Raw genomic sequence first — 24542 nt, 5'->3', positions numbered from 1 at the left:
CCGAGTTCCGGAGCATGCTGGAGTACAAGGCCCAGTGGTACGGCCGCGAAGTGATCGCGATCGACCGGTGGTTCCCCTCCTCCAGGCTGTGCTCCGCCTGCGGCACCCTGCGGGACAAGATGCCGCTGCACGTCCGCACTTGGACGTGCGACTGCGGGACGACCCATGACCGGGACGTGAACGCGGCACGCAACATCCTGGCCGTCGGACTGACGGTGTCTGTCTGTGGAGCTGGTGTAAGACCTCAACGGAGTACTCCGGGCGGGCAGTCGGCGATGAAGCAGAAACCCCCACGGCGCGAGCCGTAGGAATCCCCTTCCTTCGGGAGGGGGAGGAAGTCAACCGTGTTCCTTTCGCTGTGGGGGTGGCGCACGGTGGATCGGTCTGTGCGGCGTGTGCGGGTGCCGCCGCGCGCCATGGAGCGCGAGGGGTGGCCCGGACCCTCGCGGGACACGCGCGGTCGCGGACGGACGGCGAGCGGCGGTACACGCACGGCCCTCGGGATTGACCAGTTGGACCCCGAGGCTTTACCAGTCGATGTCGAACGAAGGTGGCATAGACCAATGTGACCGTCAACCCTCCTGGCAGTCACGGGACTTGATGTTCTTCAACGCTCCCCCTCGGTCGGCGGACCAGTTATGGTCGAAGCCGTACCAGTGCCACGACGACCCGCCGATCCGACGACGAACGAGGGTCCCGCATGGAGATCGATCCCGCCGCCTCGGGCGCCGTGCTCAAGCGCGAACGGGTCCGCGACGCGATCCTCGAGCTCATCGAGGCCCGGCGCCCCGGCGACGCCATCCCCTCCGAACGCAGCCTGTGCGCCCGGCTCGGCGTGTCCCGGCCCACGTTGCGCGCCGCCGTGGACGAACTCGTGGTCGCGGGACTGCTGGTGCGCGAGCACGGCCGCGGCATGTTTGTCGCCGCCGAGAAGATCACCCAGGAACTGGTCTCCGGGCGGGGCTCCTTCGCCGTGCCGCGGGCCGGCGGTGTGTGGACCAGCCGGGTCCTGGAGCTCCGTACCCTGCCGGCCGGCGCGCGGGTGGGCCGCAGACTGCTGGTGTCGCCCGCGGCGCGGATCCGGTACGTGGCCCGCCTCCGGCTGGTCGACGGCTCGCCCATGGCCATCGAGTACCTGCACGTCCCGGCGGACCTCGTGCCGGAGCTGACCAGGGAGGAACTGGAACAGGGCGATCTCTACGAGCACTTCCGCGACCGCCACGGCGTGCAGGTCGGCGAGGCGGTGCAGTCCATCGAGCCCACCGTGGTGACCCGCGCGGAGGCGGATCTGCTCGAGGTGCCCGAACTGTCGCCCGCCCTGCTGTTCGAACGCCTCACCACCGACACCGGTGACCGCCCGGTCGAGTACGTCCACTCGCTCTACCGGGGAGACCGGTACCGCATCGTCTCGCGGCTCGCCCTCGGTCCCCGTGCCGTCCCCGCGCCGCCGCCCGGGGGACACCACCCGGGCATCCCTCCCGGGGACTTCCTGTCCGGCGGACCGGTCAGCTTCTCCACGCGTGGAGTGGTGCAGAACGACCGGTGAACCGGCGGGGATTCCGCCGGCGGACCCGCGGCGGGGGAGGCGCCCGGCGTCCGCCCGTCCCCCGAAGACTCGGAAATTCCTTAGCCGTTCCGGTGTTTGCATGGCTGCCACGAGGACGGCTCGTGAGTCGGCGCAGGCCGTGCGTCCCGGTATGCGGCAGGACCGGCCTTCCGGCCGGTGCGCCGGAGGGTGCGCGTCCCGCGTCGGATGCCGCCGCTTCCGGTCCGCGGGCGCGGTGCGGACTCCCGCCGACCGGTCCTCTCCGTGGCGGTGGAAAGAGAGAAGATGTCCAAGCGCGCACTGATCACCGGAATCACCGGACAGGACGGCTCGTACCTGGCGGAACACCTGCTGAGCCAGGGGTACCGGGTATGGGGGCTCTGCCGTGGGCAGGCCAACCCGCGAAAGGACCGGATCGCCGAGCTGATCCCCGGCCTGTCCTTCGTGGACGGCGACCTGATGGACCAGGGCAGCCTGGTCTCCGCGGTCGACCTGGTCCAGCCCGACGAGGTCTACAACCTGGGGGCGATCTCCTTCGTCCCCATGTCCTGGCAGCAACCCGAACTGGTCACCGAGGTCAACGGCACCGGCGTGCTGCGCATGCTCGAGGCCATCCGCATGGTCAGCGGACTCGGCAGGTCCTCCGGCGGCGGTCCCCGGGGCCAGATCCGCTTCTACCAGGCGTCGTCCTCGGAGATGTTCGGCCAGGTCGCCGAGAGCCCGCAGAGCGAGACGACCCGGTTCCACCCGCGCAGCCCTTACGGCGTGGCCAAGACCTTCGGCCACTACATCACCCGCAACTACCGCGAGTCGTTCGGGATGTACGGCGTCTCCGGCATCCTCTTCAACCACGAGTCCCCGCGCCGCGGCGCCGAGTTCGTGACCCGGAAGATCACCCTGGCGGTGGCCCAGATCAAGCTGGGCCTGATGGACAAGGTCAGTCTCGGCAACCTGGACGCCGAGCGCGACTGGGGGTTCGCCGGCGACTACGTGCGCGCCATGCACCTGATGCTCCAGCAGGAGGAGCCCGGCGACTACGTCGTGGGCACCGGGCGGATGCACACGGTGCGCGACGCCGCGCGCATCGCCTTCGAGCACGTGGGCCTGGACTGGCGCGACCACGTCGTGATCGACCCCGGCCTGGTGCGGCCCGCCGAGGTCGAGACGCTGTGCGCCGACTCGACCAACGCCCGCAAGGAGCTGGGCTGGGAGCCCGAGGTCGACTTCGAGCAGCTGATGCGCATGATGGTTGAGTCCGACCTGCGCCAGGCCTCCCGCGACCGCGACTACAGCCGGCTGGTGGCCGCCGCCGGCAACTGGTAGGCCCGTCCGGCCGTCGGACCGCCCCGCGCCCCGGCGTCACACACTAGGGATTTCCGCAGACGTACCGCCCGAGACTGGGCCCATGGTCTGCGGAAGTGTGTGCACACCACGCGCGCCGCGCGCATGGTGCGAAGGAGTCGCCGCGGCGGTCCCCGCCCGGCGTGGTGCCGGGGACCCGCCGCGGACAGGCGGACCCCGGCACCGCGTACGGTCCGGTCCGCCCGGCGTGTGACCTCCCGCGCCGGCCGCACCGCCCCACCGGCCCCGCCCCCTCCCCTCCCTCCTTCCGACCCCCCGGCCGTCCCGCCGAACGGCCGCCCCGAACACCCGGTGTCCCCGCCGGACCGCCAGTCGTCCGCCGGTCTTCTTCCAGATGGGTTGCGTTGAAATGGACAAGGAACAGAAGCTCCGGGACTACCTCAAGCGAGCGAGCGCCGATCTGAAGCGTTCGCGGCAGCGGGTGAGCGAGCTGGAGGCGGCGGCCACCGAGCCCATCGCGATCGTCGGCATGAGCTGCCGCTACCCGGGCGGCGTGAACAGTCCCGAGGACCTGTGGCGGATGCTGGTCGCCGGTGAGGACGGCATCACCCCCATGCCCGACGACCGCGGCTGGGAGGCCGCGGTCGGCGACGGGCCCGCCGACTTCGCCGGCGGCTTCCTGCACGACGCGCCCGCCTTCGACGCGGACTTCTTCGGCATCTCGCCCCGCGAGGCCCTGTCCATGGACCCGCAGCAGCGCCTGCTCCTGGAGACCTCCTGGGAGGCCTTCGAGCGCGCCGGGATCGACCCGTCCGGCGTGCGCGGCAGCCGCACCGGCGTGTTCGTCGGCGCCATGCCGCAGGACTACCGCGTCGGCCCCGACGACGACGTCCAGGGCTTCCAGCTGACCGGCAACGCCACCAGCATCCTGTCCGGCCGGCTCTCCTACTTCTACGGCGCCGTCGGCCCCGCCGTGACCGTCGACACCGCCTGCTCGTCCTCCCTGGTCGCCCTGCACCTGGCCGCGCAGTCACTGCGGGCGGGGGAGTGCTCGCTGGCGCTGGCGGCCGGTGTCACCGTGATGGCCAGCCCCACCACGTTCGTCGAGTTCGCCCGCCAGGGCGGCCTCGCCGGCGACGGCCGCTGCAAGTCCTTCGCCGACGCCGCCGACGGCACCGGCTGGTCCGAGGGCGTCGGCGTCCTCGTCCTGGAACGGCTCTCCGAGGCCCGCCGCAACGGCCACCACGTGCTCGCCGTCGTCCGGGGCTCCGCCGTCAACCAGGACGGCGCCTCCAACGGCCTCACCGCCCCCAACGGCCCCTCCCAGCAGCGCGTCATCGAGGCCGCCCTGGTCAACGCCCGCCTCTCCGCCGCCGAGGTGGACGCGGTCGAGGCGCACGGCACCGGCACCGTCCTCGGCGACCCCGTCGAGGCGCAGGCGCTGCTGGCCACCTACGGCCGGGGCCGCGACCCGCAGCGGCCGCTGCTGCTCGGCTCGGTGAAGTCCAACATCAGCCACACCCAGGCCGCCGCCGGCGTCGCCGGCGTCATCAAGACGGTCATGGCGATGCGCCACGACCTGCTCCCGCGCACCCTGCACGTGGACCGGCCGTCCACCCACGTCGACTGGACCGAGGGCGCCGTCCGCCTCCTCACCGAGCCCGTACCGTGGCCGCGCCGCGACGGCGCCCCGCGCCGGGCCGGCATCTCCTCCTTCGGCCTGTCCGGCACCAACGCGCACACCATCATCGAGGAAGCCCCCGCCGAGGAACCCGTCGCCGAGGAGACCCCCGCGGCCCCCGCCGTCGAGCCCGGGGTCCTGCCGTGGCTGCTGTCCGGCCGCACCACCGACGCCCTGCGCGAGCAGGCAGGACGGCTGCTGGCCCACCTCCGCGACCGGCCCGCGCTCACCGCCCTCGACACCGCCCACGCCCTGGCCACCACCCGCTCCGCCTTCGAGCACCGCGCCGCGCTCACCGCCGCCGACCGCGACACCGCCCTCGCCGCCCTCACGGCGCTCGCCGCCGGCGAGGACGCGCCCGGCCTTACCGTCCGCCGGACGCGCGGTCGCCCCAAGCTCGCCGTGCTCTTCTCCGGCCAGGGCTCCCAGCGCCTCGGCATGGGCCGCGACCTGTACGCCCGCTTCCCCGTCTTCGCACGCGCCCTCGACGAGGTCCTCGGCCACCTCGACGCCGGCCCCGACGGCCCGCTGCGCCCCCTGCTGCTGGCCGAGGAGGGCACCGCCGAGGCCGCCCTGCTCGACCGCACCGGATACGCGCAGCCCGCCCTCTTCGCCCTCGAAGTCGCCCTGTACCGGCTGGTGGAGTCCTGGGGCCTGACCCTCGACCACGTCACCGGCCACTCCGTCGGCGAGATCGCCGCCGCGCACGTCGCGGGCGTCTTCTCCCTGGAGGACGCCTGCGCGCTGGTCGCCGCCCGCGGCCGGCTGATGGAGGCGCTGCCCGAGGGCGGCGCCATGGTCTCCGTCGAGGCCACCGAGGACGAGGTGGCCCCGCTGGTCGCCGAGCGCGCCGAGCGGGTGTCGATCGCCGCCCTCAACGGCCCCTCCGCCGTGGTCGTCGCGGGCACCGCCGCCGACGTCGACGCCGTGGCGGCCCACTTCGACGGGCTCGGCCGCCGCACCCGCCGGCTGCGCGTCTCGCACGCCTTCCACTCGCCGCTGATGGAGCCGATGCTCGCGGAGTTCCGTGACGTCGTCGCCGGACTGGCCCCGCAGGCCCCCGCACTGCCCGTCGTCTCCAACCTGACCGGCCGGCCCGCCACGGTCGAGCAGCTCACCTCCGCCGACTACTGGACCGACCACGTCCGCCACGCCGTCCGCTTCGCCGACGGCGTCTCCTGGCTGGCCGGCCACGGCACCGGCGTCTTCCTCGAACTCGGCCCCGACGGCACCCTGTCCGCGCTCACCCGCGCCTGCCTGGACGCCGCCGGACACGAGGACGCCGCCGTCCTGCCCGCCCTGCGCAAGGACCGCCCCGAGCCCACCGCGCTCACCGAGGCCGCCACCGGCCTGTACCTGCACGGCGTGCCGCTGCGCTGGGACCGCTGGTTCGAGGGCACCGGCGCCCGCCGCGCCGACCTGCCGACGTACGCCTTCCAGCACCGCAGGTTCTGGCCCAAGGGCGTCACCGGGACGGCCGGCGACGTACGGGCCGCGGGCCTCGGCGCCGCCCACCACCCGCTGCTGGCCGCCGCCGTCACCCTCGCCAACTCCGACGGCCTGCTGCTCACCGGCCGCCTCTCGGTGCGCACCCACCCCTGGCTCGCCGACCACGCGGTCCGCGGCACCGTCCTGCTGCCCGGCACCGCCTTCCTGGAACTGGCGGTACGGGCCGGCGACGAGGTCGGCTGCGACCGCGTCGAGGACCTCACCCTCGCCGCACCGCTCGCCCTGCCCGAGGACGGCGGCGTCCAGGTCCAGGTGTGGATCGCCGGCCCCGACGACACCGGCCGCCGCTCCCTCAGCCTCTACGCCCGCCCCGAGGGCGACGACGACCGGCCCTGGACCCGGCACGCCACCGGCACCCTCGCCCCCGGCGCCCGCCGGGAGGAAGGCTTCGACGCGGCCGTGTGGCCCCCGGCCGGCGCCGAGCCGGTCGACCTGGACGGCTTCTACGACTCGCTCGCCGACACCGGATTCGGCTACGGCCCGGCCTTCCGCGGCCTGCGGGCGGTGTGGCGGCGCGGCGAGGAGACCTTCGCCGAGGTCGCCCTCGACGCCGGCCCCGCCGGTGACGCGCCCTCCTTCGGCCTCCACCCCGCGCTCCTCGACGCGGCCCTGCACGCCACCGCCTTCGCCCCGCTCGGCGAGGAGGGGCGCGGCGGCCTGCCCTTCTCCTGGCAGGACGTCACCCTGCACGCGAGCGGTGCCACCGAGGCCCGCGTGCGGCTCGTCCCGGCCGGTGACGACGCCGTGTCGATCGCCGTCACCGACGCCACCGGCGCGCCCGTCGCCTCCGTGGCCTCCCTGGTGCTGCGCACCGCCCCGGACGCTCGCGCCACCGCCGCCTCCGCCCTGGAGCGGGACGCGCTGTTCGCCCTGGACTGGACCCGGATCACCGCCTCCGCCGACGGCACCGCCCCGCCCGCCGCGGTCGGCCTGCTCGGCACCGACCCCTTCGGCCTGTCCGCCGCCCTGTCCGCCGCCGGCGCGGCCGTGTCCGACCTCCCCGGTGGCGGTGAGACGCCGGACCTGGTGCTCGCCCCCGTCGCCGGCGCGGGCGACGACCGGATGCTCACCTCGGTGCACGAGGTCACCTCACGCGCCCTCGGCCACCTGAAGGACTGGCTCGACGCCCCGGCCCGGTCCGGCTCCCGGCTGGTCTTCGTCACCCGGGGCGCCGTCGCCACCGACGGCGGCGGCGTCACCGACCCCGCCGCCGCGGCCGTCTGGGGCCTGGTCCGCTCCGCGCAGACCGAACACCCCGGCCGCTTCGGCCTGGTGGACCTCGACCCGGCGTCCACGGCCGACCCCGCCGCCCTCACCGCCGCCCTCACCGCGGACGAACCGGCGACCGCCGTCCGCGCCGGCGCGGTCCTCGGCGCCCGCCTCGCCCGCGTCCGCCCGCCCGCCGAGCGGGACACCCCTGCCTGGAACCCCGACGGCACCGTCGTGATCACCGGCGGCACCGGCGGCCTGGGCGCCGTCCTCGCCCGCCACCTCGTCGCCGAACACGGCGTACGGCACCTGCTCCTCGCCGGCAGGCGCGGACCCGACGCCCCCGGCGCCGCCGAACTCGCCGACACCCTGCGCGAGTCCGGCGCCGAGGTCACCCTCCGGGCCTGCGACGCGGCCGACCCCGACGCCGTCGCCGCGCTCTTCGCCGCCATCCCCGAGGACCACCCCGTCACCGCGGTGGTGCACACCGCCGGCGTCCTCGACGACGGGCTCGTGGAGTCCTTCACCGCCGACCGCCTCACCGCCGTCCTGCGGCCCAAGGCCGACGCCGTCTGGCACCTGCACCGGGCCACGCGCGACCTCGACCTCGCCGCGTTCGTCGTCTTCTCCTCCTTCGCCGGCACCGCCGGCGCCCCCGCCCAGGCCGGCTACGCCGCCGCCAACGCCTTCCTCGACGCGCTCGCCGCGACCCGGCGCGCCTGCGGGCTGCCCGGCCTGTCGCTCGGCTGGGGCCCCTGGGCGCCCGGCACCGGCATGACCGGTGAACTCACCGAGCACGACCTGCGCCGCCTGTCCCGTTCCGGCACGCCCCCGCTCACCCCCGAGGACGGCCTCGCCCTCTTCGACACCGCCCTCGCCCTGCCCCGCGCGGCCGTCCTGCCCGTCCGGCTCGACCTGGCCGCGCTGCGCGGCGGGGGAGAGGTGCCGCCCCTGCTGCGCGGCCTGATCCGGGCCCGCCGCCGCACCGTGCGCACCGGATCCGAGGCCGCCCTCGGCCTCACCCAACGACTGTCCCGGCTCGACGCCGAGGCCCGCACCGAGACCGTCACCGACCTGGTGCGCGCCCAGGTGGCCGCCGTGCTCGGCCACGCCTCCGCCACCGACATCGACCCCGAACGCGCCTTCCAGGACCTCGGCTTCGACTCCCTGACCGCCGTCGAGCTGCGCAACCGGCTCGCCGCCGTCACCGGTCTGCGCACCTCCGCCACCGTCGTCTTCGACCACCCGACGGTGTCCGCGCTCGCCGCCCACCTGCTGGAGGAGCTGACCGGCGACGCGGACACGGACGCGGCCGCCCCGGCGGCCGCCCCGGTGGCCACCGCCGACGACCCGATCGTCATCGTCGGCATGAGCTGCCGCTACCCCGGCGGCGTCAGCTCCCCCGACGACCTGTGGCGCCTGGTCACCGAGGGCACCGACGCGATCGGCGGGCTGCCCGTCAACCGCGGCTGGGACCTGGACTCGCTGTACCACCCGGACCCCGACCACCCCGGCACCTCGTACGCCCGCCACGGCGGATTCCTGCACGACGCGGGCGACTTCGACCCCGGCTTCTTCGGCATGAGCCCCCGCGAGGCGCTGGCCACCGACTCCCAGCAGCGGCTGCTCCTGGAGGCGTCCTGGACCGCCGTGGAGCACGCCGGCATCGACCCGGTCTCCCTGCGCGGCAGCCGCACCGGCGTCTTCGCCGGCGTCATGTACAGCGACTACTCCGCCACCCTCGCCGACGAGCGCTTCGAGGGCCACCAGGGCAGCGGCACCGCGCCCAGCATCGCCTCCGGCCGGGTCTCCTACGCCCTCGGCCTGGAGGGCCCCGCGGTCACCGTCGACACCGCCTGCTCCTCCTCCCTGGTCGCCATGCACTGGGCGATGCAGGCGCTGCGCTCCGGCGAGTGCTCCCTCGCCCTGGCCGGCGGCGTCACCGTGATGTCCACGCCGACCTCCCTGATCGAGTTCTCCCGCCAGCGCGGACTGTCGCCCGACGGCCGCTGCAAGGCGTTCTCCGACGACGCCGACGGCGTCGGCTGGTCCGAGGGCGTCGGCGTCCTCGTCCTGGAGCGGCTGTCCGACGCGCGCCGCAACGGCCACCGCGTCCTCGCCGTGGTGCGCGGCTCGGCCGTCAACCAGGACGGCGCCTCCAACGGCCTGACCGCCCCCAACGGCCCCGCCCAGCAGCGCGTCATCCGCCAGGCCCTCGGCGCCGCCGGGCTGACCCCCGCCGACGTGGACGCCGTCGAGGCGCACGGCACCGGCACCGGCCTCGGCGACCCGATCGAGGCGCAGGCCCTGCTCGCCACCTACGGCCAGGACCGCGACCCCGAACGCCCCCTGCTGCTCGGCTCGGTGAAGTCCAACCTGGGCCACACCCAGGCCGCCGCCGGTGTCGCCGGCGTCATCAAGATGGTCATGGCGATGCGCCACGGCGCACTGCCGCGCACCCTGCACGCCGACCGCCCCTCCCGCCACGTCGACTGGGAGTCCGGCGCGGTCGCCCTCCTCCAGGAGCACACCGCCTGGCCCGAGACGGGCCGCCCCCGCCGCGCCGCCGTCTCCTCCTTCGGCATCAGCGGCACCAACGCCCACGTCGTCCTGGAACAGCCCGCACCGCAGCCCGCGCCCCGCCCCGCGAGCACCGGCACGGACGCCGGCGCGCCCGCAGTCCTGCCGTGGGTCCTGTCCGGCCGCACCCGGCCCGCGCTGCGCGCCCAGGCCGCCCGCCTGCTCGCCCACCTGGACGAGCGCCCCGCCCTCGCGCCCGCCGACGTGACCCTCTCCCTGGCCACCACCCGGCCCGCGTTCGAACAGCGCGCCGTCGCCGTCGGCACCCCCGACGACGTACGGCGGGCCCTGGCCGCCCTCGCCGCCGACCGGCCCGACCCGGCGCTGGTCCTCGGCGAGACCGGCGGCGCCGGCCGCACCGCCCTGCTGTTCACCGGACAGGGCAGCCAGCGCCCCGGCACCGGCCGCGAACTGTACGCCCGGTACCCGGAGTTCGCCGAGGCGCTCGACGAGGTCGTGGCGAAGCTCGACCCGCTGCTCGCCGACCCCGGGGCGGAGGCCGCGCCGCGCTCCCTCAAGGACGTCCTCTTCGCCGAGGACGGCACCCCCGAGGCCGCCGCGCTCTACGAGACCGGCTGGACCCAGCCCGCCCTGTTCGCCCTCGAGACCGCCCTGTACCACCTGGTCCGCTCCTGGGGCGTGCGCCCCGGCGTGCTCCTCGGACACTCCATCGGCGGCATCACCGCCGCCCACGCCGCGGGCGTCCTCTCCCTGGACGACGCCTGCGCGCTGGTCGCCGCGCGCGCCCGGCTGATGCAGGCGCTCCCCGAGGGCGGCGCCATGTACTCCGTGCAGGCCACCGAGGAGGAGGTGCTGCCGCTGCTGGCCGGCCTGGAGGACCAGGTCTCCCTGGCCGCCGTCAACAGCCCCGGTTCCGTCGTGGTCGCCGGGGACGAGGACGCAGCCGAGCGCGTCGCCGCCCACTTCGCCGGACAGGGCCGCACCACCCGCCGGCTGCGGGTCAGCCACGCCTTCCACTCGCCGCGCATGGACGCAGTGCTCGACGCCTACCGCCGGGTCGCCGAGGGCCTGACCTACCACGAACCGGCCGTGCCGGTCGTCTCCGACCTCACCGGCCGCCCCGCCACCGGTGACGACCTGCGCACCGCCGACTACTGGGTGCGCCACGTCCGCGGCACCGTCCGCTTCGCCGACGCGGTGCGCGCCGCCCACGAGGCGGGCGCCGCCACCTTCCTCGAGCTCGGTCCCGGCGGCTCCCTCGCCGCCCTCGTCGAGGACACCCTCGGCGACGACGCCGGCACCGACGCCGTCCCGCTGCTGCGCACCGACCGCCCGGAGGAGGTCAGCGCCCTCGCCGCCCTCGCCCGCCTGCACGTGCGCGGGGTCCGCGTGGACTGGTCCGCCCTGCACACCGGCACCGGCGCCACCACCGTCGAACTGCCCACCTACGCCTTCCAGCACGAGACGTACTGGCCCGACACCACCGCCCCCGGCTCCCGCCGCGCCGTCTCCGACCCGGCCGACGCCGCCCTGTGGACCGCCGTCGAACGCGGCGACGCCGACGGGCTCGCCGGACTGCTCGGCCTGCGCGACGAGGAGCACGCCTCCCTGTACGCGCTGCTGCCCTCGCTGTCGTCCTGGCGGCGCGCCCGGCAGGAGAAGTCCGTCCTGGACGCCGCCCGCTACCAGGTCGCCTGGCGGCCCGCCACCACCACCGGCGCCCCCGTCCTGGACGGCACCTGGCTGGCCGTCACCACCGCCGGCGACGAGGCCGACGAGGTCCTCGACGCGCTGCGCGGCCACGGCGCCCTGCTCCGGCGCCTCGAACTCGACGCCTCCCACCTCGACCGCGAACGGCTCGCCGACGCCCTGCGCGCCGCCGGGGCCGCCGACGCCGCCGGCGTGCTGAACCTGCTGCCGCTCGCCGACGGCCCCCACCCCACCGACGGGGCGTCCGGGGACAGCGCCGCCGGCGGCCTCCCGCCCGGTTTCGCCCTCGGCGTCGTCCTCGCCCAGGCCTGCGGCGACACCGGTACCACCGCCCCGCTGTGGACGATCACCCGCGGCGCCGTCTCCACCGGCGCCGACGACCCGCTCACCCACCCCGCCCGCGCCGCCCACTGGGGCCTGGGCCGGGTCGCCGCCCTGGAACGCCCCGAACAACCCGGCGGCCTCGTCGACCTGCCGGCCGCCCTCGACGCGCCCGCCGCGCAGCGGCTGGCCGGTGTGCTCGCCGCCCGCGACGGCGACGACCAGGTCGCCGTCCGCGCCTCGGGCGTCCTCGCCCGCCGCCTCGTCCGCCACCCCGGCGCCGACCTCCCCCGCGAGGACGCCCTCACCGCCTCCGGCACCGTCCTGATCACCGGCGGCACCGGCGGACTCGGCGCCGAGACGGCCCGCCTGCTGGCCCGGGCCGGCGCCGCCCACCTGATCCTCACCAGCCGGCGCGGCCCCGACGCGCCGGGCGCCGCGGAACTCACCGCCGAACTCCAGGAGTCGGGCGCCCGCGTCACCCTCGTCGCCTGCGACAGCGCCGACCGCGACGCCCTCGCCGCCGTCCTCGCCGCCGTCCCCGAGGACGCCCCGCTCACCGGTGTGGTGCACGCCGCGGGTGTCGGTCAGGCCGCGCCCCTGTCCGCCACCCCGCTGGCCGACACCGCCGCCGCGATGGCCGCCAAGACCCTCGGCGCCGCCCACCTCGACGCCCTGCTCGACGGCCACGACCTGGACTTCTTCCTGCTCTACTCGTCCGTCGCCGGAGTGTGGGGCAGTGCCGGGCAGAGCGCCTACGCCGCAGCCAACGCCTACCTCGACGCCCTCGCCGAGCACCGGCGCGCCCGCGGCCTGGCCGCCACCGCCGTCGCCTGGGGCCCGTGGGCCGAGATCGGCATGGCCCACGCGCACCACTCCGTCTCCGACACCCTCGAACGCAGCGGACTGCGCCTGCTGGCCCCCGCCACCGCCGTCACCGAGCTGCGCCGCGCCCTCGTCCAGCGGGACACCGCGGTCACCGTCGCCGACGTCGACTGGGAGCAGTACCACCCGGTCTTCACCGCCGTGCGCACCAGCCGCCTGTTCGACGAGATCGACACCGTCCGCGCCCTCGCCGCCCCGGCGGACACCACCGCGACCGTCTCCGAACTGGCCGGACGGCTGCGCGGACTGACCGGCGACGAGCAGCAGCGGCTGCTCCTGGACCTGGTGCGCTCCGAGGCCGCCGTCGTCCTCGGCCACACCTCCGCAGACGGCGTCCCCGCCAAGCGCGCCTTCCGCGACGCGGGCTTCGACTCGCTGACCGCCGTGGAACTGCGCAAGCGCCTCGCCGCGCTCACCGGCCTCGCCCTGCCCACCACCCTGGTCTTCGACCACCCCAACCCGGCCGCCCTCGCCCGCCACCTCCAGGACGAACTCCTCGGCACCGGCGACGGCGCGTCGCCCGCCACCGCCGGCCCGGTCACCACCGACGAGCCCATCGCCATCATCGGCATGAGCTGCCGCTTCCCCGGCGGCGCCCGCTCCGCCGACGCGTTCTGGCGGCTCGTCGCCGACGGCACCGACAGCATCTCCGACTTCCCCGTCAACCGCGGCTGGGACGCCGACGCCCTCTACGACCCCGACCCCGACAACCCCGGCACCACCTACTCCACCCTCGGCGGCTTCCTGCACGACGCGGGCGAGTTCGACCCCGGCTTCTTCGGCATCTCGCCCCGCGAGGCCGTCACCATGGACCCGCAGCAGCGGCTGCTCCTGGAGACCACCTGGGAGGCGTTCGAACACGCCGGGATCGACCCCGCCGCGGTGCACTCCACGCCCACCGGCACCTTCATCGGCTCCACCTACCAGGACTACGGCGTCGCCATGGACGACGGCTCCGCCGGGCACGCCGTCACCGGCTCCAGCCCCAGCGTCCTGTCCGGCCGCCTCGCCTACACCTTCGGCCTGGAGGGCCCGGCCGTCACCGTCGACACCGCCTGCTCCTCCTCCCTGGTCGCGCTGCACCTGGCCTGCCAGTCGCTGCGCAACGGCGAGAGCAGCCTCGCCCTCGCGGGCGGCGCCACCGTCATGACCAACCCGATGTCCTTCATCGCGTTCAGCCGGCAGCGGGCCCTGGCCCGCGACGGACGCTGCAAGGCGTTCTCCGACGACGCCGACGGCATGACCCTCGCCGAGGGCGTCGGCGTCCTCGTCCTGGAACGCCTCTCCGACGCCCGCCGCAACGGCCACGAGGTCCTCGCCGTCGTCCGCGGCTCCGCCATCAACCAGGACGGCGCCTCCAACGGCCTGACCGCCCCCAACGGCCCCTCCCAGGTCCGCGTCATCCGCCAGGCCCTGGGCGCCGCCGGACTCACCGCCGACGACATCGACGTGGTCGAGGCGCACGGCACCGGCACCGCGCTCGGCGACCCCATCGAGGCGCAGGCCCTGCTCACCACCTACGGCCGGGACCGCGACCCGCGGCGCCCGCTGCTGCTCGGCTCGGTGAAGTCCAACATCGGCCACACCCAGTCGGCCGCCGGCGTCGCCGGCGTCATCAAGATGGTCATGGCGATGCGGCACGGCACCCTGCCGCGCACCCTGCACGCCGACCGGCCGTCCACCCACGTCGACTGGTCGAGCGGCGCCGTCCGCCTGGTCACCGAGACCACCGACTGGCACAAGGACGACGCCCCGCTGCGCTGCGCCGTCTCCTCCTTCGGCATCAGCGGCACCAACGCCCACGCCATCCTGGAGCAGGCGCCCGCCGGCCCGGAGCCCGCCGAGGCCACCGAGCCCGCCCTCCCGGCCGGCGGCACCCTGCCCTGGATCCTGTCCGCCGCCGCCCCCGCGGCCCTGCGCGGCCAGGCCCGCAACCTCGCCGCGCACGTCACCGCCGCCGGGCCGCACCCCGCCGACGTCGGCCACACCCTGATCACCGCCCGCTCCGTACTGGAACACCGCGCCGTCGCCCTCGGCACCACCACCGCCGAACTCACCGACGCCCTCACCGCGTTCGCCGACGGCGCGTCCACCGCCCAGGTCGTCAGCGGCACCGCCGACACCGACGGCCGCACCGTGTTCGTCTTCCCCGGCCAGGGCTCCCAGTGGGCCGGCATGGGCGCCGAACTCCTCGACACCTCACCCGTGTTCGCCGAGCGGCTGCACGAGTGCGCCGCCGCGCTCGCCCCGTTCACCGACTGGTCCCTGACCGACGTCATCCGCGGCGCCGACGGCGCGCCCGACTTCGACCGCGTCGACGTCGTCCAACCCGCCACCTGGGCCGTGATGGTGTCCCTGGCCGAGCTGTGGCGCGCCCACGGCGTCACCCCGGACGCCGTCGTCGGCCACTCCCAGGGCGAGATCGCCGCCGCCGTCGTCTCCGGCGCCCTGTCCCTGGAGGACGGCGCCCGCGTCGTCGCCCTGCGCAGCCAGGCCATCGGCCGCGTCCTGGCCGGGGCCGGCGGCATGATGTCCGTCCAGCTGCCCGCCGCCGAGGCCGAGGAGTACCTGGCCGCCCACGACGGCGCCGTCTCCGTCGCCGCCGTCAACGGGCCCCGCTCCGTGGTCCTCGCCGGCACCCCCGACGCGCTCGACGCCCTGCACGCCGAGTTCACCGCCCGGGACGTGCGCGCCCGACGCGTCGCCGTGGACTACGCCTCCCACTCCCCGCAGGTCGAGCGCGTCCACGACGAACTGCTCGAACTGCTCGCACCGGTGACGCCCCGTCAGGCACGGGTGCCGTTCCACTCCACGGTCACCGGCGAGATCCTCGGCGCCGCCGCCACGGACGCCGCGTACTGGTACCGCAACCTGCGGCAGACCGTCCGCTTCGAGGACGCCGTACGCGCCCTCCTCGGCTCCGGACACACCGTGTTCGTCGAGATCAGCCCGCACCCCGTGCTCACCATGGCGGTGCAGGCCACCGCCGAGGAGAGCGGCGACCACGTCGCCGTCACCGGCACCCTGCGCCGCGAACAGGGCGGCACCAGCCGCTTCCTGGCCTCCCTCGCCGAGCAGTGGGTCCGCGGCGGCCGCGCCGACTGGACCGCCGTCTACGCCGGCTGCGGCGCCCGCAGGACACCCCTGCCCACCTACGCCTTCCAGCGCGAGCACCTGTGGACCGAGGCGGCGCCGCCGCGCACCGCGGGCGACGGCGACCCCGCCGACGCCGAGTTCTGGACCGAGGTCGAGCAGGAGGACGTCGACTCCCTCGCCACCCGCCTGCACCTGGACCGCGACGCCCTCGCCCCCGTCCTGCCCGCCCTGTCCACCTGGCGACGGCAGCGCCGCGACCGCTCCACCGTCGGCTCCTGGCGCTACCGCGCCACCTGGAAGCCGCTCGGCGCCCTGCCCGACGCCGCCCTCACCGGCACCTGGCTGCTGGTCACCGCCGACGGCACCGACCCCGGGCACACCGCCGCCGTGCGGGAGGCGCTCGCCGCGCACGGCGCCGACCCGGTGCCGCTGCCCCTCGACGCCGCCGACACCGACCGCGCCCACCTCGCCGCCCGCCTGCGCGAGCTGCCCGAACCCACCGGCGTGGTCTCGCTGCTGGCCGCCGCCGAGGACACCGGCACCCTCCACCCCGTGCTGCCCGCCGGGCTCGCCCTCTCCGTCACCCTGATCCAGGCACTCGGCGACGCCGGCGTCGACGCGCCCCTGTGGGCGCTGACCCGCGGCGCCGTCTCCACCGGCCGCGCCGACCGGCTCACCCGGCCCGCGCAGGCCATGGTGCACGGCCTCGGCTGGACCGCCGCGCTGGAACACCCGCAGCGCTGGGGCGGCACCGTCGACCTGCCCGACACCCTCGACCACCGCGCGGCCCAGCGGCTCGCCGCCGTCCTCACCGGCACCACCGGCGAGGACCAGCTCGCCGTCCGCGCCTCCGGCGTCCTCGCCCGCCGCGTCGCCCCCGCGCCCGCCCCCGCCGGCGGCCCCGGCTGGAGCCCGCGCGGCACCGTCCTGGTCACCGGCGGCACCGGCACCCTCGGCCCCCACCTGGCCCGCTGGCTCGCCGACCGGGGCGCCCGCGACCTGGTCCTCACCAGCCGCCGCGGCGACAGCGCCCCCGGAGCGGCCGAACTCGTCGCCGAGCTCGCCGAACGCGGCTGCACCGCCACCGTCGCCGCCTGCGACGTCACCGACCGGGACGCCGTCGCCGCGCTCCTGGACCGGCTCGCCGCCGAGGGCCGCACCGTCCGCAGCGTCTTCCACACCGCCGCCGTCATCGAACTCCAGTCGATCGACGAGACCAGCCTGGACGCCTTCGCCAAGGTCGTGCACGCCAAGACCGCCGGCGCCGCCCACCTCGACGAACTCCTCGACGACGACCAGCTCGACGCCTTCGTCCTGTACTCCTCCACCGCCGGCCTGTGGGGCAGCGGCCGGCACGCCGCATACGTCGCCGCCAACGCCCACCTCAACGCACTCGCCGAGCACCGCCGTGCCCGCGGCGCCCGCGCCACCGCGATCTCGTGGGGCATCTGGGCCGACGACATGAAGCTCGGCCGCGTCGACCCCGGCCAGATCCGCCGCAGCGGCCTGGTCTTCATGAACCCCGAACTGGCCCTCGCCGGACTCCGCGGGGCCCTCGACGCCGACGAGGGCGTCCTCGCCGTCGCCGACGTCGACTGGGACCGCTACCACCCGGTGTTCACCTCCTCGCGGCCCACCGACCTGTTCGAGGACGTCCCCGACGTACGGCGCCTGACCGAGGAGTCCGAGGCCCGCGCCGCCGACGGCGGCGAGTTCGCCGGCCGGCTGCGCGCGCTGCCCGCCGCCGAACAGGACCGCCTCCTGCTGGACCTGGTCCGCTCCGAGGCCGCCACCGTCCTCGGCCACGCCTCCCCGGAGGTGCTGTCCGAGCGCCGCGCCTTCCGCGACGTCGGCTTCGACTCCCTCACCGCCGTCGACCTGCGCAACCGGCTCGCCGCCGTCACCGGCCTCACCCTGCCGAGCACCCTCGTCTTCGACTACCCGGACCCGCTCACCCTCGTCGCGCACCTGCGCGGCCTCGTCGGCGGCCCCGGCACCGAGGACGACGGACCGGTGCGCACCACCGCCGCCGTCGACGACGAGCCCATCGCCGTCGTCGCCATGAGCTGCCGCTACCCCGGCGGCATCACCAGCCCCGAGGCCCTGTGGGACCTCGTCGCGGCCGGCGGCGACGCCATCACCGGCTTCCCCGCCGACCGAGGCTGGGACGCCGACGCCCTCTACGACCCCGACCCCGACAAGCCCGGCACCACCTACTCCACCCAGGGCGGCTTCCTCCACGACGTCGCCGACTTCGACGCCGCCTTCTTCGGCATCTCCCCGCGCGAGGCCCTCGCCATGGACCCGCAGCAGCGGCTCCTGCTGGAGACCGGCTGGGAGGTCCTGGAACGCGCCGGCATCGACCCCGCCACCCTCCGTGGCAGCCTCACCGGCACCTTCATCGGCGCCAGCTACCAGGACTACACGGCGGGCGGCGCCTCCACCGAGGGCGCCGAGGGCCACCTCATCACCGGCACCATCTCCAGCGTGATGTCCGGCCGCCTCGCCTACACCTTCGGCCTGGAGGGCCCGGCCGTCACCCTGGACACCGCCTGCTCCTCCTCGCTCGTCGCGCTGCACCTGGCCTGCCAGTCGCTGCGCAACGGCGAGAGCACCCTCGCCCTCGCCGGCGGCGTCAGCGTGATGGCCACCCCCAGCGCCTTCACCGGCTTCAGCCGCCAGCGCGCCATGGCCCCCGACGGCCGCTGCAAGGCGTACGCCGAGGGCGCCGACGGCATGAGCCTCGCCGAGGGCGTCGGCCTCGTCCTGGTCGAACGGCTCTCCGACGCCCGCCGCAACGGCCACCCCGTGCTCGCCGTGATCCGCGGCTCCGCCGTCAACCAGGACGGCGCCTCCAACGGCCTCACCGCCCCCAACGGCCCCTCCCAGGCCCGGGTGATCCGCCAGGCCCTCAGCAACGCGAACCTCACCCCGGCCGACGTCGACGTGGTCGAGGGCCACGGCACCGGCACCGCGCTCGGCGACCCCATCGAGGCGCAGGCCCTGCTCGCCACCTACGGCCAGGGCCGGCCCGCCGACCGGCCGCTGCTGCTCGGCTCGGTGAAGTCCAACATCGGCCACACCCAGATGGCGTCCGGCATCGCCGGCGTCATGAAGATGGTCATGGCGATGCGCCACGGCACCGTGCCGCCCACCCTGCACGTGGACACCCCCTCCAGCCACGTCGACTGGAACTCCGGCGCCATCGACCTGGCCATCGACACCGTGCCCTGGCCCGAGACCGGCCGGCCCCGCCGCGCCGCCGTCTCCTCCTTCGGCCTCAGCGGCACCAACGTCCACACCGTCCTCGAACAGGCCCCCGACACCCCCGACGCGGAGCGGCCGAGGACCGCGCCCGCCGCGGACCCCGGCACCCTGCCGGCCGGCGTGCCGCTGGTCCTGTCCGCCCGCACCGCCCCCGCCCTGCGCGCCCAGGCCGGCCGGCTCCTCGACCACACCGAGGCCCGTCCGGACATTCCGCTGCTCGACGTGGCCCACTCCCTGGCCACCACCCGCGGCACCCTGGAACACCGCGCCGCCGTCCTGGCCGGCGACCGCGAGGGCGTGCTGCGCGCCCTGACCGCCCTGCGCGACGGCACCCCCGACGGCGCCCTCGTCACCGGCGCCCCCTCCCGGGGCCGCCTCGCCTTCCTGTTCACCGGACAGGGCAGCCAGCGCGCCGCCATGGGCCGCGAACTGTACGACCGCCACCCGGTCTTCGCGGACGCCCTGGACGACGTCCTCACCCGCTTCGACCGGGAACTCGAACGCCCGCTGCGGGACGTGCTGTTCGCCGAGGAGGGCACCCCGGACGCCGCCCTCCTGCACGACACCGCCCACACCCAGCCCGCCCTGTTCGCCCTCGAAGTCGCCCTCTACCGGCTCGTCGAGTCCTGGGGCACCGTCCCCGACGGCGTCGCCGGCCACTCCGTCGGCGAACTCGCCGCCGCCCACGTCGCCGGCGTCCTCTCCCTGGACGACGCCTGCACCCTCGTCGCCGCCCGCGGCCGCCTCATGGCCGCCCTGCCGGCCGGCGGCGCCATGGTCGCCGTACAGGCCGCCGAGGACGAGGTGCTGCCGCTGCTGGACGGCCTGGAGGACCAGGTCTCCCTCGCCGCAGTCAACGGCCCCCGCGCCGTCGTCCTGTCCGGCGAGGAGGACGCCGTCACCCGGATCGCCGCCCGGCTCGCCGGGGACGGCCGCAGGACCCGCGCCCTGCGCGTCAGCCACGCCTTCCACTCGCCGCGCATGGACGCCATGCTCGACGACTTCGCCCGGGTCGCCCGCGGCCTCACCTACCACCTGCCGTCCGTCCCGCTGGTGTCCACCGTCACCGGCGAACCCGCCGACACCGACGCACTGCGCACCCCCGAGTACTGGGTGCACCAGGTCCGCGCCACCGTCCGCTTCGCCGACGCCGTGCGCACCCTCGCCCGGCAGGGCCACACCTCCTTCCTGGAGATCGGCCCCGACGGCACCCTGTCCGCCGCCGCCCGCGACACCCTCGACGCCGCCGACGTCACCGCGGCGCACGCCGAGGTGACGACGGTGCCCGCGCTGCGCCGCGACCGCGACGAGGTCACCGCGCTCACCGCCGCCCTGGCCCGCCTCCACGTCCACGGCACCCGGGTGGACTGGTCCCGCGTCCTGCACGGCACCGGCGCCCGCCGCGTCGACCTGCCCACCTACGCCTTCCAGCACAGCCGCTACTGGCCCGACACCACCCACGGGCCCGCCCTGGCGACCGCGGCCGGCCCGGCCGACGGCGCGGACGCCGCGTTCTGGTCCGCCGTCGAGCGCGCCGACCTGCCCGCCCTCGGTGCCGACCTCGGCCTCGACGACGACACCCTGGCCGCCCTCGTGCCCGCCCTGTCCGCGTGGCGGCGCCGCCGCACCGAACGGGCCGCCGCCGACGCCCGCCGCCACCGCGCCGTGTGGAGGCCGCTGGACGGCGCCCCCACCGCCCGGCCGGCCGGCACCTGGCTCGTCCTGCTCCCGGCCACCGGCCCCGACACCGACGTGGCCGAACTGCCGGACACCCTCGGCCTGCACGCCGTACGCGTGACCACCGACGGCCGGGACCGCACGGGCCTCGCCGACCTCCTGCGGGAACTCCCCGCGTCCGACGGCGACTTCGCCGGCGTCCTGTCCCTGCTCACCCTCGGCGCGGACGACTCCGACACCGACTCCGACGACCCCGCCGGCCTCGGCGGTGTGCTGCCCACGGCCACCGCCGTGCAGGCCCTCGGCGACGCGGGGATCCACGCCCCGCTGTGGATCCTCACCCGCCGGGCCGTCACCACCGGCCGCGCCGACCGCCTCGCCCACCCCGGGCAGGCCGCCGCACGCGGCCTGATCCGGGTCGCCGCCCTGGAACACCCCGAGCGCCGCTTCGGCGCCGTCGACCTCCCCGAACACCTCGACACCCGGGCCGTGCGCCGCCTGGCCCACCTCCTGGCCGAACCGGGCGACGAGACCGACCTCGCCGTCCGCGCCTCCGCCACCTACGCCCGCCGCCTGGCCCACCACCCCGCGCCCGACGGCCCCGCCCCCCGGCGGTTCGCCCCCGAGGGCACCGCCCTGATCACCGGCGGCACCGGCGCCCTCGGCGCCCACGTCGCCCGCCGCCTCGCCGGACGCGGCACCCCGCACCTGCTCCTGGTCGGCCGCCGCGGCCCCGACGCGCCCGGCGCCGGTGAACTCGCCGCCGAACTGCGGGAACTGGGCGCCGAGGTGACGATCGCCGCCTGCGACACCGCCGACCGCGACGCCCTCGCCGCCGTCCTCGCGGCCGTACCCGCGGAACACCCCCTCACCACGGTGGTCCACACCGCCGGCGTCCTCGACGACGGCGTCCTCGACACCCTCACCCCCGAGCGGTTCGACACCGTCCTGCGGGCCAAGGCACACTCCGCCGCCCACCTGCACGAACTGACCCGCGACAGCGGCCTCACCGACTTCGTGCTGTTCTCCTCCACCGCCGGCAGCCTCGGCGCCGCCGGCCAGGGCAACTACGCGGCCGCCAACGCCTACCTCGACGCCCTCGCCGAACACCGCCGCGCCGCCGGCCTGCCCGCCACCTCCGTCGCCTGGGGACCCTGGGCCGGTACCGGCATGGCCGGCGACGGCACCGGAGTGGAGGACCGCGTACGGCGCGGCGGATTCACCCCGATGAGCGCCGAGGACGCGCTCGCCGCCCTCGACACCGCCGTCGAGCACGGCGACACCGCGCTCACCGTCGCCGACATCGACTGGCAGCGGTACGCGGCGGTCTTCGCCGCCAACCGCCCCCTCGTCCGTGACCTGCCCGAACTGCGCGCCACCACCGTCGACTCCACCACCGCGGCCACCACCGCGTCCCCGGCGCTCGGCCGGGAACTCGCCGCGCTCACCGGACCCGCCCGGCAGCGGTACGTCCTGGACTTCGTGCGCGCCCAGGTCGCCGGCGTCCTCGGCCACCCCGACCCGGCCGCCGTCGAACCCGACCAGGCCTTCACCGACCTCGGCTTCGACTCGCTGACCACCGTCGAACTGCGCAACACCCTCAACGCCACCACCGGCCTGAGGCTGCCCGCCACCCTCGTCTACGACCACCCCACCACCCGCGACCTGGCCGCCCACCTCCTCACCGAGCTGCTCGGCACCCTGCCCGAGCCGGCCGACGGCCGCGCCACCGCGGACACCACCGGACGCGCGAGCGACGACGACCCCGTGGTCATCGTCGGCATGGGCTGCCGCTTCCCCGGCGGCGTCGACTCACCCGACGACCTGTGGGACCTGCTGTACGACGGCCGCGACGCCATCACCGGCTTCCCCGCAGACCGGGGCTGGAACCTCGACACCCTCGCCCGCGGCGGTTCCGCCACCCTGGAGGGCGGATTCCTCGACGGCGCCGGCCTGTTCGACGCCGCCTTCTTCGGGATCTCCCCGCGCGAGGCCCTCGCCATGGACCCGCAGCAGCGCCTGCTCCTTGAGACCTCCTGGGAGGCCCTGGAGCGCGCCGGCATCGACCCGGCGGGCCTGCGCGGGAGCGCCACCGGCGTCTTCGTCGGCACCAACGGCCAGGACTACGCCACCATGCTGCGCCGCGGCACCACCGACGTGCAGGGCCACGCCGCCACCGGCACCACCGCCAGCGTCATGTCCGGACGGCTGTCCTACACCCTCGGTCTGGAGGGCCCGGCCGTCACCGTCGACACCGCCTGCTCCTCGGCGCTCGTCGCCCTGCGCATGGCCGCCACGGCGCTGCGCTCCGGCGAGTGCTCCCTGGTCCTGGCCGGCGGCGTCTCGGTGATGTCCAGTCCCGACGCCTTCGTCGAGTTCACCGCCCAGGGCGGCCTCGCCGGCGACGGCCGCTGCAAGGCGTTCGCGGACGCCGCCGACGGCACCGCCTGGTCCGAGGGCGCCGGCGTCCTGGTCCTGGAGCGCCTGTCCGACGCCCGCCGCAACGGGCACCCGGTGCTCGCCGTGGTCCGCGGCGCGGCCGTCAACCAGGACGGCGCCTCCAACGGCCTGACCGCCCCCAACGGCCGCGCCCAGCAGCGCGTCATCCGCGCCGCCCTCGCCGACGCCCGCCTCACCCCGGCCGACGTCGACGTGGTCGAGGCGCACGGCACCGGCACCACCCTCGGCGACCCCATCGAGGCGCACGCCCTCATCGCCGCCTACGGCGACGGGCGCGACCCGCGGCACCCGCTGCTCCTCGGCTCCATCAAGTCGAACCTGGGCCACACCCAGGCCGCCGCCGGTGTCGCCGGCGTCATCAAGATGGTGCTCGCCCTGCGCCACGGCGCCCTGCCCCGCACCCTCCACGTCGACACCCCGTCGACCCACGTCGACTGGTCCGACGGCACGGTCTCGCTGCTCCGCGAGCGCCGCGCCTGGCCGGAGACCGGCCGGCCCCGCCGTGCCGGCGTCTCCGCCTTCGGCGTCAGCGGCACCAACGCCCACGTCCTGCTGGAGCAGGCCCCGGCGGACGTCGAGTCGCGCGGCGACGAGGCTCCCGTGGTGCCCGCCGAGGTGCCCTGGCTCGTGTCCGCCCGTACCACCGAGGCCCTCACGGACCAGACCGGACGACTGGTGTCGTTCACCGCCGCCCACCCGGACGTCCCGGCCCTCGACACCGCGTACACCCTGGCCGTCGGCCGCACCGCGTTCGAGCACCGCACGGTGCTGCTCGCGGGCACCGGTCTGGAGGGCGGTGCCCCCGTGGAGGTGGCGCGTGGTCGTGCGGTGGAGCGGTCGCTGGCGGTGCTGTTCTCGGGTCAGGGGTCGCAGCGGGCGGGGATGGGGCGTGAGCTGTACGACCGGTTCCCGGTGTTCGCGCAGGCGCTGGACGCCGTACTGGCGCGTTTCGACGTGGAGTTGGAGCGTCCGTTGCGGGAGGTGCTGTTCGCGGAGGAGGGCACGCCGGAGGCGGAGCTCCTCGACACGACCGGTTACACGCAGCCCGCGTTGTTCGCCGTCGAGGTGGCGTTGTTCCAGCTGGTGGAAAGCTGGGGTGTACGGCCGGAGTTCGTGGCCGGTCACTCCGTCGGCGAGATCGCGGCCGCGCACGTGGCCGGGGTGCTGTCGCTGGAGGACGCCTGCGCGCTGGTCGCGGCGCGTGCCCGGCTGATGCGGGAACTCCCGCTCGGTGGTGCGATGGTGGCGATCGAGGCCACCGAGGAGGAGATCACCCCGCGCCTCACGGACGGGACCGCCCTGGCCGCGGTCAACGGCCCCGAGTCCGTCGTCGTGTCC

At 76.0% G+C, this 24542-nt stretch carries 4 protein-coding genes; all 4 read left to right on the top strand.

Features of this window, described 5'->3' with window-relative positions:
• Window positions 1-308: zinc ribbon domain-containing protein (locus AB0A94_RS37165; protein WP_361751263.1), on the top strand; the 308-nt coding region annotated here is incomplete at its 5' end.
• 392 nt (window positions 309-700) lie between these two features.
• Window positions 701-1546 carry a GntR family transcriptional regulator gene (locus AB0A94_RS37160; protein WP_361751262.1) on the top strand — a complete coding sequence of 282 codons (846 nt, stop codon included), beginning with the start codon at window positions 701-703 and terminating at the stop codon, window positions 1544-1546.
• A gap of 285 nt (window positions 1547-1831) precedes the next feature.
• Window positions 1832-2869: a GDP-mannose 4,6-dehydratase gene (locus AB0A94_RS37155; RefSeq protein WP_361751260.1), complete on the top strand. Its 1038-nt coding sequence runs from the start codon at window positions 1832-1834 to the stop codon at window positions 2867-2869.
• A gap of 388 nt (window positions 2870-3257) precedes the next feature.
• The coding region (locus AB0A94_RS37150; protein ID WP_361751258.1) for a type I polyketide synthase at window positions 3258-24542 on the top strand (21285 nt) is incomplete at its 3' end.

Source organism: Streptomyces sp. NPDC044984 (assembly GCF_040646935.1).
Lineage (GTDB): Bacteria > Actinomycetota > Actinomycetes > Streptomycetales > Streptomycetaceae > Streptomyces.
Note: the sequence above shows the minus strand (reverse complement) of the source record. Positions and strands in the feature narration are given on the sequence as shown.

Coding starts and splice junctions, on each gene's coding strand:
- AB0A94_RS37155 (WP_361751260.1), top strand. CDS start 1,832: ATGTCCAAGCGCGCACTGATCACCGGAATCACCGGACAGGACGGCTCG.
- AB0A94_RS37160 (WP_361751262.1), top strand. CDS start 701: ATGGAGATCGATCCCGCCGCCTCGGGCGCCGTGCTCAAGCGCGAACGG.